Raw genomic sequence first — 14224 nt, 5'->3', positions numbered from 1 at the left:
TCGGGGAAGATAAAGAAAGATTTCAAGATAGTGGGTGAACCATCATGAGGTTTGACAAAACGCTACTCCTCGTAAATCCCCATGCTGGCAATAACCAATTGAACCAAGAACTTGACCGGATTCTCCCGCGCCTCCGTAAAGGGATGGGATCGATCCACGTCGTCCAAACCAATCGGCCCGGCGATGGAGCCCGCGCCATCGCCGAACAGGCAAGCTCAGTTGATCTCGTCATCGCGGCGGGAGGGGACGGCACCGTTTATGAATGCATCAATGCCTTAAGCCAATTGGAACAACGACCGGTATTTGGCATATTGCCCGGAGGAACCTGCAATGACTTTTCCCGCACCTTGCGCATCCCCCAAGCACACGACCAAGCGGCAGAAACCTTGCTTGAAGGACGGGTGGAAGCCATCGATGTGGGGAAACATGACAATCATTATTTTCTTAATTTCTGGGGAATTGGGCTCATCACACAAGTATCGGATCAGATCCAAAGCGAGATAAAAAAACAGTTTGGCCGCATCGCTTATTACCTGAGCGCATTAAAAACCTTCCAGGAACAACAACCTTTCTATGTGGAAGTGAAAGTCGATCGGGTTCATTATAAAGGGGAAGCGGTCATGGTCCTTGTGGGAAACGGCTCCCATGTCGGCGGAGTCGAAGCATATTTTCCGCAAAGCCAAGTGAATGATGGCTTATTGGATGTCTTGATCTTTAAGAAGCTCTCCCTGCCCACGGTCACTTCGCTCACCTACTCCCTTTTCACCGAAAAAAAGCCCGAAGCCGAGGATTTGCTCTCCTTCCAAACACGCGTCGTCGAAGTCAGGACCGAACCGCGCTTAAAAGCGGACTGTGACGGGGAGAAAAACTCCTTCATCCCCACCCGCTTGGAAGTCTTGCCCGGATATCAGCCCATGCTGGTTGGCCCCGACTTTCACTCCCCCTCCAAGTGAGGGGTTTGGTTAAAGGAATGCAACTTCCAACCCCCTTGTTCATGATGGGTCAGATGCGTGATGGCCGTATTGGACAGCCGTGTTTTGCCAAAATCGATTTCCCCCTGTGTGAGGACACCCAAGGCGGCGGTGATGCACATGCCATGCGCCACAATCAGGATGCGTTCGCCACGATGCTTGCGCACAAGCTCCTCGCACTTGCGCACAAACCGCTCCCGTACCGCCTCTGTCGGTTCCACCCCATAAACTCCGCCGGTCAGCCGCACCATTTCCCAATCGGGATACATTCGCTTCACCTCATCCACGGTGAATCCTTCCCAATCGCCCCCATGGCGCTCGCGAAACTCCGGATGGCAAGTAACGGACAGCTGATGTTTGGCCGCAATGAGCCGGGCTGTCTCATGGGCTCGTTCCAGGTCACTGGAGTATATGGCGGCAAACGATTCATTGGCCAAATGGGCGGCAACAAGCTCGGCTTGTTGTCTGCCCAGCTCGCTTAAAGGCACATTTTGGTGCCCTTGATAACGCTTCTCTTCATTCCACTCGGTGACGCCATGGCGCACAAGATAAACATGGGTTTGCATCTGCTCTTCTCTCCCTGTTTGTTTTCTGTTTCTAATCTTATTTTATATTTTCAAACCCAACCATTGGCACAAACAAATCATTTTAATCCCTTCTCTTTTCATCTCACCCACCCATGTTCCTGCCCGCTTATTTGATACATGAAAAGGAGAGGCGCCCAGCCCGGCCGGGTCCACCTCTCCCGATTTCATTCTTTGACCGCACCGGCAGTGATACCGGAGACAATCCGGCGCTGAAACAACAACACCATGATCACCAGCGGGATCGTCACAACGACGGATGCGGCGGCAATCTCCCCCCAGGGAACCGTATATTGCCCTTGAAACAAAGCGATCCCCACCGGCACCGTTTTCATGCTCTCCTCCGTATTGATGGTGAGGGCGAACAAAAACTCATTCCAAGCCGCAATAAACACGAGAATCGCCGTAGTGAACGTCCCGGGCACAGCCAGTGGCAACACCACTTTCCAAAACGTTTGCATGATGCTCGCGCCATCGATTTTCGCCGCCTCTTCCAAATCCAACGGGATCTTGCGGTAAAAGGATACGAGATTCCAAATGGCCAACGGCAACGCAAACGTCGTGTAGGGAATGATCAAGCCCAGATAACTATTGGTCAGATCAACCGTTTGCATGAACAGAAAAATCGGGGCGATGGTGGCGATCTGAGGAAACATGGATACGGCCAGGATCAAACCCAGGATGATGCTCTTCCCCTTAAATTGCAAGCGGGCAATCGCAAATGCCGCAAAGGAAGCGATCAAGATGCAATAACCCGTCGTCGCGACCGCCACAATGGTACTGTTAAGCAGATAAGCCGCAAACGGGCGATTGGTGAAGACGAGCTGATAATTGTCAAATGAGATGTGGGAAGGGATCAAGCTGAACGCTTTCTCGCCAAACAACTCGGTCTGTGGTTTGATCGATGTGAGAAATTGCCAGAAAAACGGGAACAGCACAAACAGCAGCAACAACCCAATCAGCAGATAAAACGCGAATCCGTTCACCCATTTTTTCATCGTCGCACCCTCCCCTTCACTTATTCCGTCCATCAGCGACCAAATCCGTGCCCAAGAGTCGCACATAAATCATGCTCATGATGGCGACACAGATAAACACGATCACTGACAGGGCCGATCCCTCACCGAAATTCATCTGGGCAAACATCGTTTTATAGGCATAGATTGAAATCGTTTCGGTCGCGTTGGCCGGCCCGCCGCCGGTGAGGACATAGACAAGGTCGAAGATCCGAAACGCATCCAAGGTCCGGAACAGCAAGGCAACCAAGATGGTCGATTTCAACAGGGGCAACGTGATCCGGAAAAACTGTTGCACTTTGCCCGCTCCATCCACATCCGCCGCCTCGTACAAGGAATGCGGAATGGTTTGCAAACCGGCCAGCAACAGCAGGGCCATAAAGGGCGTCGTTTTCCATACATCGGCGAAAATGACGGCCGATAAGGAGCCTGCCTTGGTCGTTAACAGCAGTCCCATGTCTTCAACGATGCCCACTTGCTCAAACAGCAGGGCGACCACACCATTTTGCCCGTCAAAGAGATACTTCCACATGAGCGCCGACACCACCGTGGGGATGGCCCAAGGAATCAAGACCGCAGCCCGCACCAACCCCCGCCCCTTAAACGCGCGATTGATAAGCACCGCAATGAAGAGGCCCAGCACCAATTCAAGCGACACGGAGATCACAGTAAAGAGGAAGGTGTTTTCCAATGAAGCCATCAACCGCTGATCCTTGAGAAAAGACAGGTAGTAGGCGAAACCCACAAAGTTGGGAGAAATCAGCGTTTCATTCACACCGTTGACAAGCCCGGCAATATTCTCATCGGCGATCGGTTTGGCCAGCCGGTTGATGGCGTCCACCTGCTTGCGCACAGCATCGGCCTCATCCGCGGTTAAGGTGACGACCCGAATCTCTTCAGGCACCGGCTGGCCTTCAAACAGCAACGCATCCACCTTTTCGTATGTGGAAGCAAACGATTCATTCTCCTCCAACATGGCTTGAAGTCCCGCCACTTTCGCTTGCAATTCCTTCAATCGCACAGCGGTGTCCGCATCCGCTTTTTGGCTCGCATCCGCTATATTCCGTTTCAAGACGGGAACCACTTCCGCAAACTTTTCCACATTGAGGCCGGGTTGCTGATGGATTTGCGACTTCGTTGGGTTGTTGAGGCGCACGTCGTACAGACTGATCCAGAATGAGCGCACAACCGGCCAAATCGCAATGACCGCGATCGTGATCAGCGCGGGCAGGAGCAAGAGGGCGGCGATTCTTTTTTCCGCCGTGAGGCCTTTTCTCTTCATCGGTTCTCCACCTCTCTTCTGATAAACCGAAGAGCCATAAGCAAATGCCTATGACTCTTCGATTGTGCTTCGTCTCATTTACTTGTTGATGATCTCCTTCAGCTTGCTTTCCATGTTTTGCACGGCTTGCTCCGCTGTCTGCTTGCCGGTCACCGCTTTCGACACTTCAATCTGAATCACGTCGGAAATCTCCGGATAAACAGGGGAAACGGGACGTGGCAAGGTCGCGCTAACCCCTTCGACAAAGTTTTTGTCCGCAAACAGCGGGCTCGCCTTTTGCACTTCCGGATCATCGTATGCCGGCAGGTACGTTGGGGCATGGCTGCTCGCGATGGCGGACAGTTTCTGTCCTTCCGCTCCCGTCATGAACTTAAGGAATTCCCAGGCCTCTTGCTTATGCTTGGAGTTCTTGTTGATTCCCGCCATCCAGCCGCCCAACGCCGCCGCGGAACCTTTATCCCCCGCCGGCAACGGGGCAATGCCAACCTTGCCGCCGATTTTGGACTTGGTTTCATCATTTGAAAGCGCATACAAATAAGGCCAGTTGCGGGCAAACAGGGATTGTCCCTCGATGAAGGCGGATTCCGTTTCCGTTTCGCTAAAGGTGGAAACGTTGCTCGGCACAAAGTCTGACTGCGCGATTTCCATCATTTTCTTTAACCCTTTGATTGTTTCCGGACTGTTGATCGCCACATTGCCTTGCTCGTCCAGGATCCGTCCCCCATACGCTCCGGCGAACTCAATAAAGTTACATACAAGTCCTTCGTATTGCTTGGCCTGCATGAGGAAACCGAATTTCGTCCCCTCTTTGCCTTTGTTCTCTTTGGCCATTTGGATCAGCTCGTCCCACGTCTTGGGCGGAGTGGAGATCATATCTTTGCGGTAATATAACAGGCCGGCATCGACAAATTTGGGCATCGCGTATTGCTGTCCGTCCACTTTGCCGGCGGAAACCGCGCCTTCAATATAATCGCTCATCTTGATGCCTTCTTTTTCTATATAGCGATCCAACGGTTGCAAGTAGCCGGCTTTCGCAAATTCCGCCGGCCAGATCACATCTAGCTCGATCACATCGATTTCGCTCGATCCGGCGCTGAGCATCGTAACCAATTGGTCATGATTCTGCCCCGTATCGGCTGGCATTTCTTTAAACTTCACCTTGATGTTGGGATGCTTTTTCTCAAATTCCGCCAGCAATTTCTTGGTTCCCTCTGTCGTATCCCGGCCACGCGCATATGTAATGGTGACCACTTCATCTGATTGGCCGGATTGGTTTGACCCGGCTTCCGGCGAACAAGCCCCGAGAGAAAACGCCATCATCCCAGCTAACCCAACCGCCATGATTCGTTTTAATGACTTCATTCCATTTCCTCCTCTGTTCGCTTTGATTGCGCTTCTTCCATGGCTAAACGGTGAGACGGAGCGAAGGCAGGGGAGGCCGGCTCCCCTGTCCGTCCCTGGATCGTCGGGGTGACCCGAAAGGTGAGTGCCTACAGCTTAATCAGCTCGCCCGTTTCCGCAGAACGGTAAATCGCATCGAGTATCCGTTGCACAGTGATGCTCTCTTCCGGTTTGCAGATCGGTTCAGCTTTGCCTTGGACGCTGTCAAGGAAGTTGGTCAAGAGCGCCAGGCGATCATCTTGTTCGTTCAGGTCATGGGTCTCATCTTGATATACCCGGCCATCGTCTTTGAATAGCGTGGCCGTCCGTTTGCCCAAGTCGAGCGAAGCACCGCCCTGATCGCCAAGCAATTCGCAATAGACGCGTTCTTCTTTGATAAAGCTGGCCCAGCTCGCATCCAGCGTCAGCGTGGCTCCATTTTCAAAGTGGATCACCGCGATCGCCAGATCCTCCACATCAAACTTTCCTTGGTCATCCACCCGGCCATAGCCCATAGTTTTCTGTTTCTGTGGCCCAAACACATCATAGGTTTTGCCCCATACCGATACGGGTTTGGGATAACCCATGATATACAGGGTCAAATCAAGCACATGCACCCCCACATCGATTAGCGGACCGCCACCCGCTTTATCTTTCTGCGTGAACCAACTGCCCCAACCGGGAATCCCATTGCGGCGAACCCAACCCGTTTTGGCATGGTAAACACGGCCCAGTTCCTGCTCCATCACCCACTTCTTGGCCAATTGGGTTTCACTGCGGAAACGGTTGTTTTGCGCAACCATCAACACCTTGCCGGCACGGTCAGCGCTTTCTTTCATGTGAAGGGCCTCTTCAACGTTAAGCGCCATGGGTTTCTCCGATAACACATGTTTCCCTTTGCTCAAGGAGTAAGTGGTCACCGGAGCATGCAAGAAGTTGGGCACGCAGGCAATGACCGCATCGAGCTCTTCTTTTTCAATCATTTCTTGGTAATTTTCGTAAACTCGGGGAATATTGAATTTTTCGGCTGTTTGTTTGGCCCCGTCCACAAATACGTCGGCGATGGCCACTGCTTCTGCACGCTCTTCTTTTTGGATCGCCTGCAAATGGGCTTGTGAGATGCCCCCTGCGCCTATCATGCCGATCCGTACCTTATCAGACATTGCATCACCTCATCCATGATTTCGCAACCCCAGGCAGGGCGGCTCATGAAACTGGAAAACATTTTCCCGGCCGTGTTCGCTTGTCTTGATGCGCCCACTTTCGGAAAAGGTCTTCCGCTGTCAATCACCGATCTTCATCTATACTTAATTAATTGCAGAAACTTAAATCCACCACATTTTTTCCAACTTTTCGCTTGGCAAGACTTGTTTTAAGTTGGCGACCGCTTTTCTGAACCCTTCATCAATGGAGAGCAATGGATCTTCATGCTCAATGCTCACCACGTAATCATAGCCCGCCAAACGGAGCGCACTCAGGATGTTCGACCATTCTTCCAAGCTGTGGCCGAAGCCGACGGTGCGGAAGTTCCACGAACGGGTCTGCAAGTTGCCATATGACTGCATATCCAACAGGCCATACATGTTAACGTTATCTTGATATATTTGCGTATCTTTGGCATGGAAATGGTGAATCGCATTTTCTTTGCCCAAGATGCGAATGACGGCAACCGGATCCATTCCTTGCCACCACAGATGGCTTGGATCCAAGTTGGCCCCGATCACTTCTCCCACCGCTTCGCGCAGGCGCAAGAGCGTCGCCGCGGAGTGAACGGAGAAACCGCCGTGGAGCTCCAACCCAATCTTCACATGATGATTTTCTGCCAACTTGCCCACTTCACTCCAGTAAGGAATGATCTTCTCTTCCCATTGCCATTTCAACAAGTCCGCATACTCCGTTGGCCATGGCGCGGTGGGCCAGTTTGGATATTTGGCGCCTTCCTGATCGCCGGGCGTTCCGGAGAAGCCATTGACGACGGGCACTTCCAGCTTTTCCGCCAGGAGAATGGTTTTGGTGAAATCTTCGTGCGATTTCTTGGCAAACTCTTTATCTGGAGTCAGTGGGTTATGGTGACAGCTGAGCGCACTGATAATCAGCCCGCGATCTGCAACCGCTTTCTTAAACGCTTTCAGCTTGCTTTCGTCTTCCAGCAAGACATCGGGATTGCAGTGCGCGTTGCCCGGATATCCGCCCGTCCCCAACTCAACCGCTTCAATACCTGCGTCTTTCACGTAATCCAGCATTTCTTCAAATGGCTTATCTTGGAACAATACCGTAAACACACCTAATTTCATCGGGTATCCCCCTTCGCAGGCTGTATCGTCCATCTGAACATCAGACTAAAGATATGCAGCAAATGTTTCTAAATTGCGAAAACGTTTTCTATCACTAGAATAATGTACAAATAAAATTCTCGCAAGGACAATTTAATGCGCATTTTAATAAATAAAACAATTCGACACACGAAGAACAAAACGGGTCGCAAGCGGGGGATACGCTGGTTTTTCTCCGCCCAGGACAGAAAAAGGAACCAGGCTCCGCACTTGGAACCTGGTTCCTAGGCTTTGGACAACGGGATCAATTGCCAACCGTTCTCCATGGTCAACCGGTTTTCCTGGATGGACATGATCATCTGTTCCATGATGCCCTGATTGCTGTACTGCGGCCGAATTAACAGTCGGCGGGCAATCATGACATTATCCATCGCCAGCAACAGCTTGGCCTGACTGTACCGATTGGGAAACCGCACGCCCCAGTCTTGGAAGACCCGCGCCTCATTCATCGTCATCATCAGCAACACGTCGCGATACCACAGCAACAACACGTCGAGGAGCCGCTCGGTTCGGCCTTGCTCCATCTCCGTTTGAAACCATTTCTCCGTTATGGTCAACAAAGCGGTCATTTGGCCGGCCAAAATGTCATTTCCCCATGCGATGATCCGCCGGCAAGTCTCTTCCCACGCCTCCGCATCGATCTCTTCTTCTTCCACGCCCCCCGGCAAATGAGCCAAGACCTTGCCCACTTTCAGCGGGAGACCGCGCCGGGAGAGCCGCCGCAACTTCTGCTCCGGCGCAAGTTCGGGAAAACGGATGCGCTGGCAACGGGATTGGATCGTGGGCAGAAGATCGGACAAATTTTCGGTGATCAGGATCACCATCATCGGCGAAGCGGGTTCCTCAATGAATTTCAGCAGGCTGTTTGCCGTTTCGTCGCGCATCTTGTCCGCCTGTTCCAAGATGGCGACACGAGTGAAGCCCTGACGCGCGCTGTATTTGAATTTGGTTTGCAACTCCCTTACCTGGGCGATCTTGATCACATTGCCGTCGGGCTTGATCATCACCACATCGGGATGGTTGCCATGCGCGATTTGCAAGCATGTGGGACAACGGTCGCACGGGTCCCCCCTGCTCTCTTCACAGTTGATCGCCTTCGCCACCTCAAGGGCCAACATCCGCTTGCCCGTCCCTTTTTTACCATAGAAGATGAAAGCATGCGCCAACTTATTTTGCCGGATCGCACGCTGAAAGAACTCGACCAAATGGGGTTGCATTGCATCTTGAAACGACATGACCCAAGCCTCCGCTCGAACGATCTTGATTTCTATCATCACATGGGCGCCGGGAAAAAGCAAGCGCCTTCCCTCTCTGAAAAGAAGCTTTGACCCATTGCAAGAAGGTGGCATCATCACAAAATGGGAAAAGAACACTCATCCGGATCAATGGAAGGGATCGGGGAATCCTTCGTGGGCGATCTTGCGAAAACCCGCGCATCATTGAACTGGCCAGCTTCAATAGCCGCGGTCCGGCGTGATGGGGCTGGTTATGGTCCCTGTATTGTCGCTCCAATGATTGTAATGAAACGAGGCGTCATTTTAATGTCCTGGGCGCTTTTTTCATGCAAACATCTTATCAAGAAAACTTTGTTTTCCCCCGTCACCCCGTTTATAATAAGTCTCGAACATATCTGGTAGAATGGTTGAGGTTAACGATGAGACTAAGAAGAAAACCCGAAGCAAAACAAATGTTGATGGAGCATCCGCTCGTCTTCACGCCGACAGACGAAACCAAAGGGGAGATGCGTGGGAAATGGCGTTCGCTCTTTCCGCATCCCGAGCATCCGCTTTATGTGGAGCTGGGAACAGGGAAGGGGCAATTCCTGGCCAAGGCATCCGGTTTGCGTCCGGACATCAACTGGATCGGCGTGGAACGGATTGAAGAGCCGCTCCTGCAAGCGGTGCGCAAGGGGGAAGCGACGCAAAACGCCAACTTGCGCTACATCTGGGCTGATGTGGAAGGATTGACGGAACTCTTCGCCCCAGGGGAAGTGGATCGGATCTACTTGCACTTCAGCGACCCCTGGCCCAAGAAACGGCACACGAAGCGCCGCTTAACCCATCGCCGTTTCCTGGATCTCTATAAACAGGTGTTGGCTCCAACCGGCGACTTGATCTTAAAGACAGACAGCGTCTCCCTCTTCGATTTCTCATTGGAAGAGTTCCGGGAGCAAGGCTGGGAAGTGATCGAGCTGAGTCGCGATCTGCATCACAGCCCTTATGCGGGCAACAACATCACGACGGAGTATGAGGACAAGTTCTCTTCGCGGGGCATGCCCATCCATTATGTGCGGGTCGCCCCACATCAAACGCAACCGGCCGGCACCGAAAATTGACAGCCGATTCACGCCGTTTCCGCATTGACTTTTCCTAGATTTCCCCTATAATTATTCTTTGTATGGCTCAAACTGCCTCCGAGGGAATTTGAGGATAGCATGCAAACGATAGGTGAGAGGATCACCCTCACTGGTTCGCCCCATGATCGAGATCATAGGTGTCCAATCTTTCGCCGCTATCCGGAAGACTTGGATAACGTTCGCGAACCAGCGCCCTGTCATTTGCTGGAAACAAGTGCAAATGATGAAAGGAGCAATCACAATGGCACGTTATACTGGACCAACTTGGAAACTGAGCCGTCGCCTAGGCATTTCTCTTTCCGGAACCGGCAAAGAGCTGGCTAAACGCCCATATGCCCCAGGTCAACACGGACCAGGCCAACGCAAAAAATTAAGTGAGTACGGACTTCAGCTTCAAGAGAAGCAAAAGCTGCGTCTGATGTACGGCGTAGGCGAAAAACAATTCCGCAACCTGTTTGTTCGCGCGGGCAAAATGAAAGGGGTTCATGGTGAAAACTTCATGAAACTCTTGGAATCCCGCCTCGATAACCTCGTTTATCGCGCCGGTTTCGCTCGCACTCGCGCACAAGCTCGCCAATTGGTGGTACACGGCCACATCACCGTTAACGGCAAAAAACTGGACCGTCCATCTTACCAAGTGCAACCTGGCGAAGTGATCGGTTTGCGCGAAAAGAGCCGCAACCTGAACATCATCAAAGAAGCTCTGGAAGAGCGCCAATACCTGCCAGAGTTCCTGTCTTTCGATGAGAACAAACTGGAAGCGACCTACACCCGCCTGCCAGAGCGCACCGAAATGCCATCTGAAATCAACGAAACCATGATCGTTGAGTTCTACTCCCGTTAATTTGGGGGATTCGATAAAAAAACGGCTGATCCATTGGGTCAGCCGTTTTTTCTATGGTTTCGCCCCACAATGTTGATAAAATGGCCATCGATAAACACAAGCGGCCCCTTAATCTTAATTTCACATATATTTATTCCTTTTTATATATAACTCACTAGCAATTTTTGTTAAAATATAAATAAAGGGGATTGATATTCTTCCCACCCTGGTCCTATCCCCATGGCTTAAAATCTTCCAAAGGTTAGGTGATCCCAGTGACACCACCTAAACACATTCTCGCCGCTTATGTGCTGATCCTCAACTATGATGCCGAAATCCTGCTGGTCAAGCATCCCCAACGCGGCTGGGAACTTCCCGGTGGCCAAGTAGAAGAGAATGAATCGATTCGCCTTGCCGCTATTCGTGAGGTAAAAGAAGAAACCGGGATCGACATAAAACTGGTTAAATATTGCGGAATATTTCAAAATGTTCGCTCAAATATTTGCAATCTGCTCTTTATCGGCAAACCGATCGGTGGTCGCCTTTCCACCGACAGCGATGAAAGCGAAGATGCCGGTTACTTTCCGATTGAAACGGCCATGCGTCTCGTCACGTGGCGCCATATGAAGCAACGCATTCTCTACTGCTTGGATGAACGCAAGCATCCGTTTTTCATCGAGTTTTAAGCGGAAGCCCCGCCAATGGAAGGCGGGGCTTCCGTTTTCCAAACGTGCCTTTTCATCATCCAACCAATCAAGAGGCTCACCACGACATACAACAACGGAAGGACAACCATGTGAAGTGGATAGCCGACCATTTTGTCCACCTACAGGAACAACAGGCCCCCAGCCAATGGAAATGCAGGAAAGCCAACCAAAGCTTCCCCCATCTTTTGCATAAATGGAGATAGAGATAGGCCACGAGCAAGATGAGGCCGATGCATAACAGATGGTGCGTGACCCGATGGTTCGTGCCAAACAGAAGCCCAAACCGATACACTGCCGAGACAGTCCATTCCTTGTGCGGCAACCGGAAAACCCAGACGATCCGCCTGGGTTTCACACTTGCTCTTAATACATTAGGTATGTGGTACTACCAATAATCCAAAACGGTAATCCACCCGATTCCCCACTCCAGTTGCCTGTCTATTGTTCTCTTTCAGACTGAACTAACCGCCACGCGCAATGTTCCGCTCTGTGTTGATGAGATCCAATCCCCAATCGTGGCGCGTTTTCAGCAAGTGTTTGATACACTTGTGATGCGAAAGCTTTTCCATCATGTATTCCCGCAAAGATTCTTCCACCAACGGCAAGGTGCGCACGCTGCACTCACCCAATCCCTTCTGCACCAACAACATAAGCCCTCGGTAAAACTCCACATCAAACCGGCTGTCCCCGCAAATGCACTCTTCCCCCATATGCGCTTCCATCTTGACAACCGCTTCTTTCAACTCGTCTTTGATCTCTCGCATCATGTCTTCGTTCCAATACTCATGGTGCAATTTCTCCCATGCGCGCAATCCATGATCATGTGACTGCAATCCTTTATCGCTCCGCTTCACAAAAATCCCCCATCCCCATCTTATTAAATGGATTTGTATCCATGATCTATTATATTAAAAAACAAGATGAATTCATATAATATTCAATAAATTTTATATTTTGGTTTTCCATTAATTTTTAGGATTGCGGTTTATACCCATCTTGCAAATGTCATCACAGCAGGTTCCCTTGTTTTCAATGTCAATATAATCATGATCGCCATTCCGCGCATCCCCCCCTTGATGAGAACCACCAACACGGCTACATCTTTCCCGGCAAAATACACCCGCACAAAAAAGCCGACAGGAACCGTTCCCTATCGGCATGATCATGTGGTTATAATCATATCTTCATTGTGGGATGCTAAGCCATTTTCACTTTGGCAAACTTGCGCCGGCCCACTTGGACGACCATTCCATCCCGTACTTCCACTTTCGCCTGCGGATCGGTTACCTTTTCTTGATTGATCCGCACGCCACCTTGTTGCACCATGCGGCGGCCTTCCCCATTGGTGGCGACCAGCCCCAATTGGCTAAGCAGGGCGACGATCCACATCTTCCCTTCTTCCAAGTCCGCTTGGGCGATCTTCACCTCCGGTATGTCGTCCGGCAAATCACGCTGTTGGAACACCGTTTTGAAGTGCTGCTCCGCTTCCTGCGCGGCTTGCTCACCATGGTACATCCGCACCAACGTGTAACCGAGACGCATTTTGGCGTCACGGGGATGAACCGTGCCTGCCGCCAGACCGGCCTTCAGCTCATCCAACTCCTCCACCGTCAGGTCCGTGGCCAGCTCAAAGTATTTCACCATCAGCTCATCCGGGATGGACATCGCTTTGCCGTACATGTTGTTCGGCTCCTCATCCACCCCGATGTAATTGCCCAGGCTCTTGCTCATCTTCTTTACGCCATCCAGGCCTTCCAAGAGCGGCATGGTTAGAATCACTTGCTCTTCTTGCCCATACTCTTTTTGCAATTGGCGTCCCATGAGCAAGTTGAATGTCTGGTCCGTTCCACCCAGCTCCACATCGCTTTGGAGCGCCACGGAATCGTATCCTTGCATGAGCGGGTAGAAAAATTCATGGATGCTGATCGCTTGCCCGCTTTGGTAGCGTTTAGAGAAATCATCCCGTTCCAACATGCGCGCAACCGTGCACTTGGATGCCAGGAACGTCACATCGGCGAAGGTAAGCGGACTTAACCAAGAACTGTTGAAATGTATTTCAGTCATGTCCTGATCCAATACTTTAAATAACTGTTCCGTGTATGTCTTGGCATTCGCCTTCACTTCTTCTTCGGTCAACTGTTTGCGCGTTTCCGATTTGCCTGTCGGATCGCCAATCCGCGCCGTAAAGTCGCCGATGACCAACTGGACAATGTGGCCCAGCTTTTGAAAATCGCGCAACTTGTTGAAAACCACGGTGTGGCCAATGTGCAAGTCAGGCGCGGTTGGATCCAGGCCCAATTTCACCTTCAACGGCGTTTTGGTCTCGATGGAACGGCGCAATTTGGCAATCAATCCTTCTGTTGGAAGGATATCTGCCGCTCCGCGTTGAATTACTTTAAGTTGTCTCTCAAGTTCGGCCTGCACTTCAGGCGTCATCGCTTGCTCTTGTGCACTCAACTTTTTCACCATCCTTAGAAAATATAAAAAACCCCGCCCCATAAAAGGGACGGAGTTGATTTCCGCGGTACCACCCTAATTGAAAGCGCATATCGGCTTTCCCCTCATTGGATAACGGATCCGCTCCGTATACCGACAACGCGGTGTGCCGGTATCAGCTCCCAAGTGTAATTCATCGACAGCGGCCCACCGGTTCGCACCAACCACCAGCTCTCTGACAAAGGTCCCATCCATCGACTACTGCGCTTGTTCACAGCTTTTCAATATGTTGCCTGACGGGTCAGGCGTTTCCGTCATGCGATTATGCTATAATAT

Annotated in this window: 14 protein-coding genes and 1 other annotated feature; of the genes, 4 read left to right on the top strand and 10 right to left on the bottom strand. The window is 51.3% G+C overall.

Annotated features, from left to right (window positions below; genetic code table 11):
• The first annotated feature begins 44 nt into the window (after positions 1 to 44).
• Positions 45 to 953 (top strand): diacylglycerol/lipid kinase family protein, encoded by a 909-nt coding sequence (locus tag ACFQNG_RS08865; RefSeq protein WP_379864562.1) that lies wholly within the window; start codon positions 45 to 47, stop codon positions 951 to 953.
• Here the strand turns inward: ACFQNG_RS08865 and ACFQNG_RS08860 are convergent.
• The 7 genes from ACFQNG_RS08860 to holB all read right to left on the bottom strand — a co-directional run bounded on the left by ACFQNG_RS08860 (position 935) and on the right by holB (position 8864).
• Complete coding sequence (locus tag ACFQNG_RS08860; protein ID WP_379864561.1) at positions 935 to 1537, bottom strand: histidine phosphatase family protein; 603 nt, start codon at positions 1535 to 1537, stop codon at positions 935 to 937. The genes ACFQNG_RS08865 and ACFQNG_RS08860 overlap by 19 nt on opposite strands.
• 185 nt (positions 1538 to 1722) lie before the next feature.
• A complete protein-coding gene (locus tag ACFQNG_RS08855; RefSeq protein WP_379864560.1) occupies positions 1723 to 2553 on the bottom strand; it encodes a carbohydrate ABC transporter permease in 831 nt (276 codons plus the stop codon).
• A gap of 16 nt (positions 2554 to 2569) precedes the next feature.
• Positions 2570 to 3853, bottom strand: a complete 1284-nt coding sequence (locus tag ACFQNG_RS08850) for a carbohydrate ABC transporter permease (RefSeq protein ID WP_379864559.1) — start codon at positions 3851 to 3853, stop codon at positions 2570 to 2572.
• Positions 3854 to 3931: 78 nt separating this feature from the next.
• The gene (locus ACFQNG_RS08845) at positions 3932 to 5215 is read right to left on the bottom strand and encodes an ABC transporter substrate-binding protein (protein WP_379864558.1); all 1284 of its coding nucleotides are present in this window, start codon (positions 5213 to 5215) and stop codon (positions 3932 to 3934) included.
• Between the two features lie 128 nt (positions 5216 to 5343).
• On the bottom strand, positions 5344 to 6396 hold the full coding sequence (locus ACFQNG_RS08840; RefSeq protein ID WP_379864557.1) for a Gfo/Idh/MocA family protein: 1053 nt from the start codon (positions 6394 to 6396) through the stop codon (positions 5344 to 5346).
• A 162-nt stretch (positions 6397 to 6558) separates the two neighbouring features.
• Complete coding sequence (locus tag ACFQNG_RS08835; protein ID WP_379864556.1) at positions 6559 to 7527, bottom strand: sugar phosphate isomerase/epimerase family protein; 969 nt, start codon at positions 7525 to 7527, stop codon at positions 6559 to 6561.
• A gap of 263 nt (positions 7528 to 7790) precedes the next feature.
• Positions 7791 to 8864 (bottom strand): DNA polymerase III subunit delta', encoded by a 1074-nt coding sequence (holB, locus tag ACFQNG_RS08830; RefSeq protein WP_379864555.1) that lies wholly within the window; start codon positions 8862 to 8864, stop codon positions 7791 to 7793.
• A 356-nt stretch (positions 8865 to 9220) separates the two neighbouring features.
• Here holB and trmB point away from each other — a divergent pair, with 356 nt between their 5' ends.
• The 3 genes from trmB to ACFQNG_RS08815 all read left to right on the top strand — a co-directional run bounded on the left by trmB (position 9221) and on the right by ACFQNG_RS08815 (position 11431).
• Complete coding sequence (gene trmB, locus ACFQNG_RS08825; RefSeq protein WP_379864554.1) at positions 9221 to 9901, top strand: tRNA (guanosine(46)-N7)-methyltransferase TrmB; 681 nt, start codon at positions 9221 to 9223, stop codon at positions 9899 to 9901.
• Positions 9902 to 10163: 262 nt separating this feature from the next.
• Complete coding sequence (gene rpsD / locus ACFQNG_RS08820; RefSeq protein ID WP_379864553.1) at positions 10164 to 10766, top strand: 30S ribosomal protein S4; 603 nt, start codon at positions 10164 to 10166, stop codon at positions 10764 to 10766.
• A gap of 254 nt (positions 10767 to 11020) precedes the next feature.
• Positions 11021 to 11431: an NUDIX hydrolase gene (locus tag ACFQNG_RS08815; RefSeq protein WP_379864552.1), complete on the top strand. Its 411-nt coding sequence runs from the start codon at positions 11021 to 11023 to the stop codon at positions 11429 to 11431.
• Here ACFQNG_RS08815 and ACFQNG_RS08810 read toward each other — a convergent pair.
• The 3 genes from ACFQNG_RS08810 to tyrS form a co-directional block, all read right to left on the bottom strand.
• A complete protein-coding gene (locus tag ACFQNG_RS08810; protein WP_379864551.1) occupies positions 11428 to 11562 on the bottom strand; it encodes a hypothetical protein in 135 nt (44 codons plus the stop codon). The genes ACFQNG_RS08815 and ACFQNG_RS08810 overlap by 4 nt on opposite strands.
• A 351-nt stretch (positions 11563 to 11913) precedes the next feature.
• Positions 11914 to 12306 carry a hypothetical protein gene (locus ACFQNG_RS08805; protein ID WP_379864550.1) on the bottom strand — a complete coding sequence of 131 codons (393 nt, stop codon included), beginning with the start codon at positions 12304 to 12306 and terminating at the stop codon, positions 11914 to 11916.
• Positions 12307 to 12649: 343 nt separating this feature from the next.
• Positions 12650 to 13921, bottom strand: a complete 1272-nt coding sequence (gene tyrS, locus ACFQNG_RS08800) for a tyrosine--tRNA ligase (protein WP_379864549.1) — start codon at positions 13919 to 13921, stop codon at positions 12650 to 12652.
• A gap of 30 nt (positions 13922 to 13951) precedes the next feature.
• Positions 13952 to 14172 (bottom strand) — a binding site (T-box leader).
• Positions 14173 to 14224: the final 52 nt, after the last annotated feature.

The organism is Laceyella putida, from assembly GCF_042665195.1.
GTDB classification, from domain to species: domain Bacteria; phylum Bacillota; class Bacilli; order Thermoactinomycetales; family Thermoactinomycetaceae; genus Laceyella; species Laceyella putida.
This window is presented reverse-complemented; position numbering and strand designations above follow the sequence as displayed.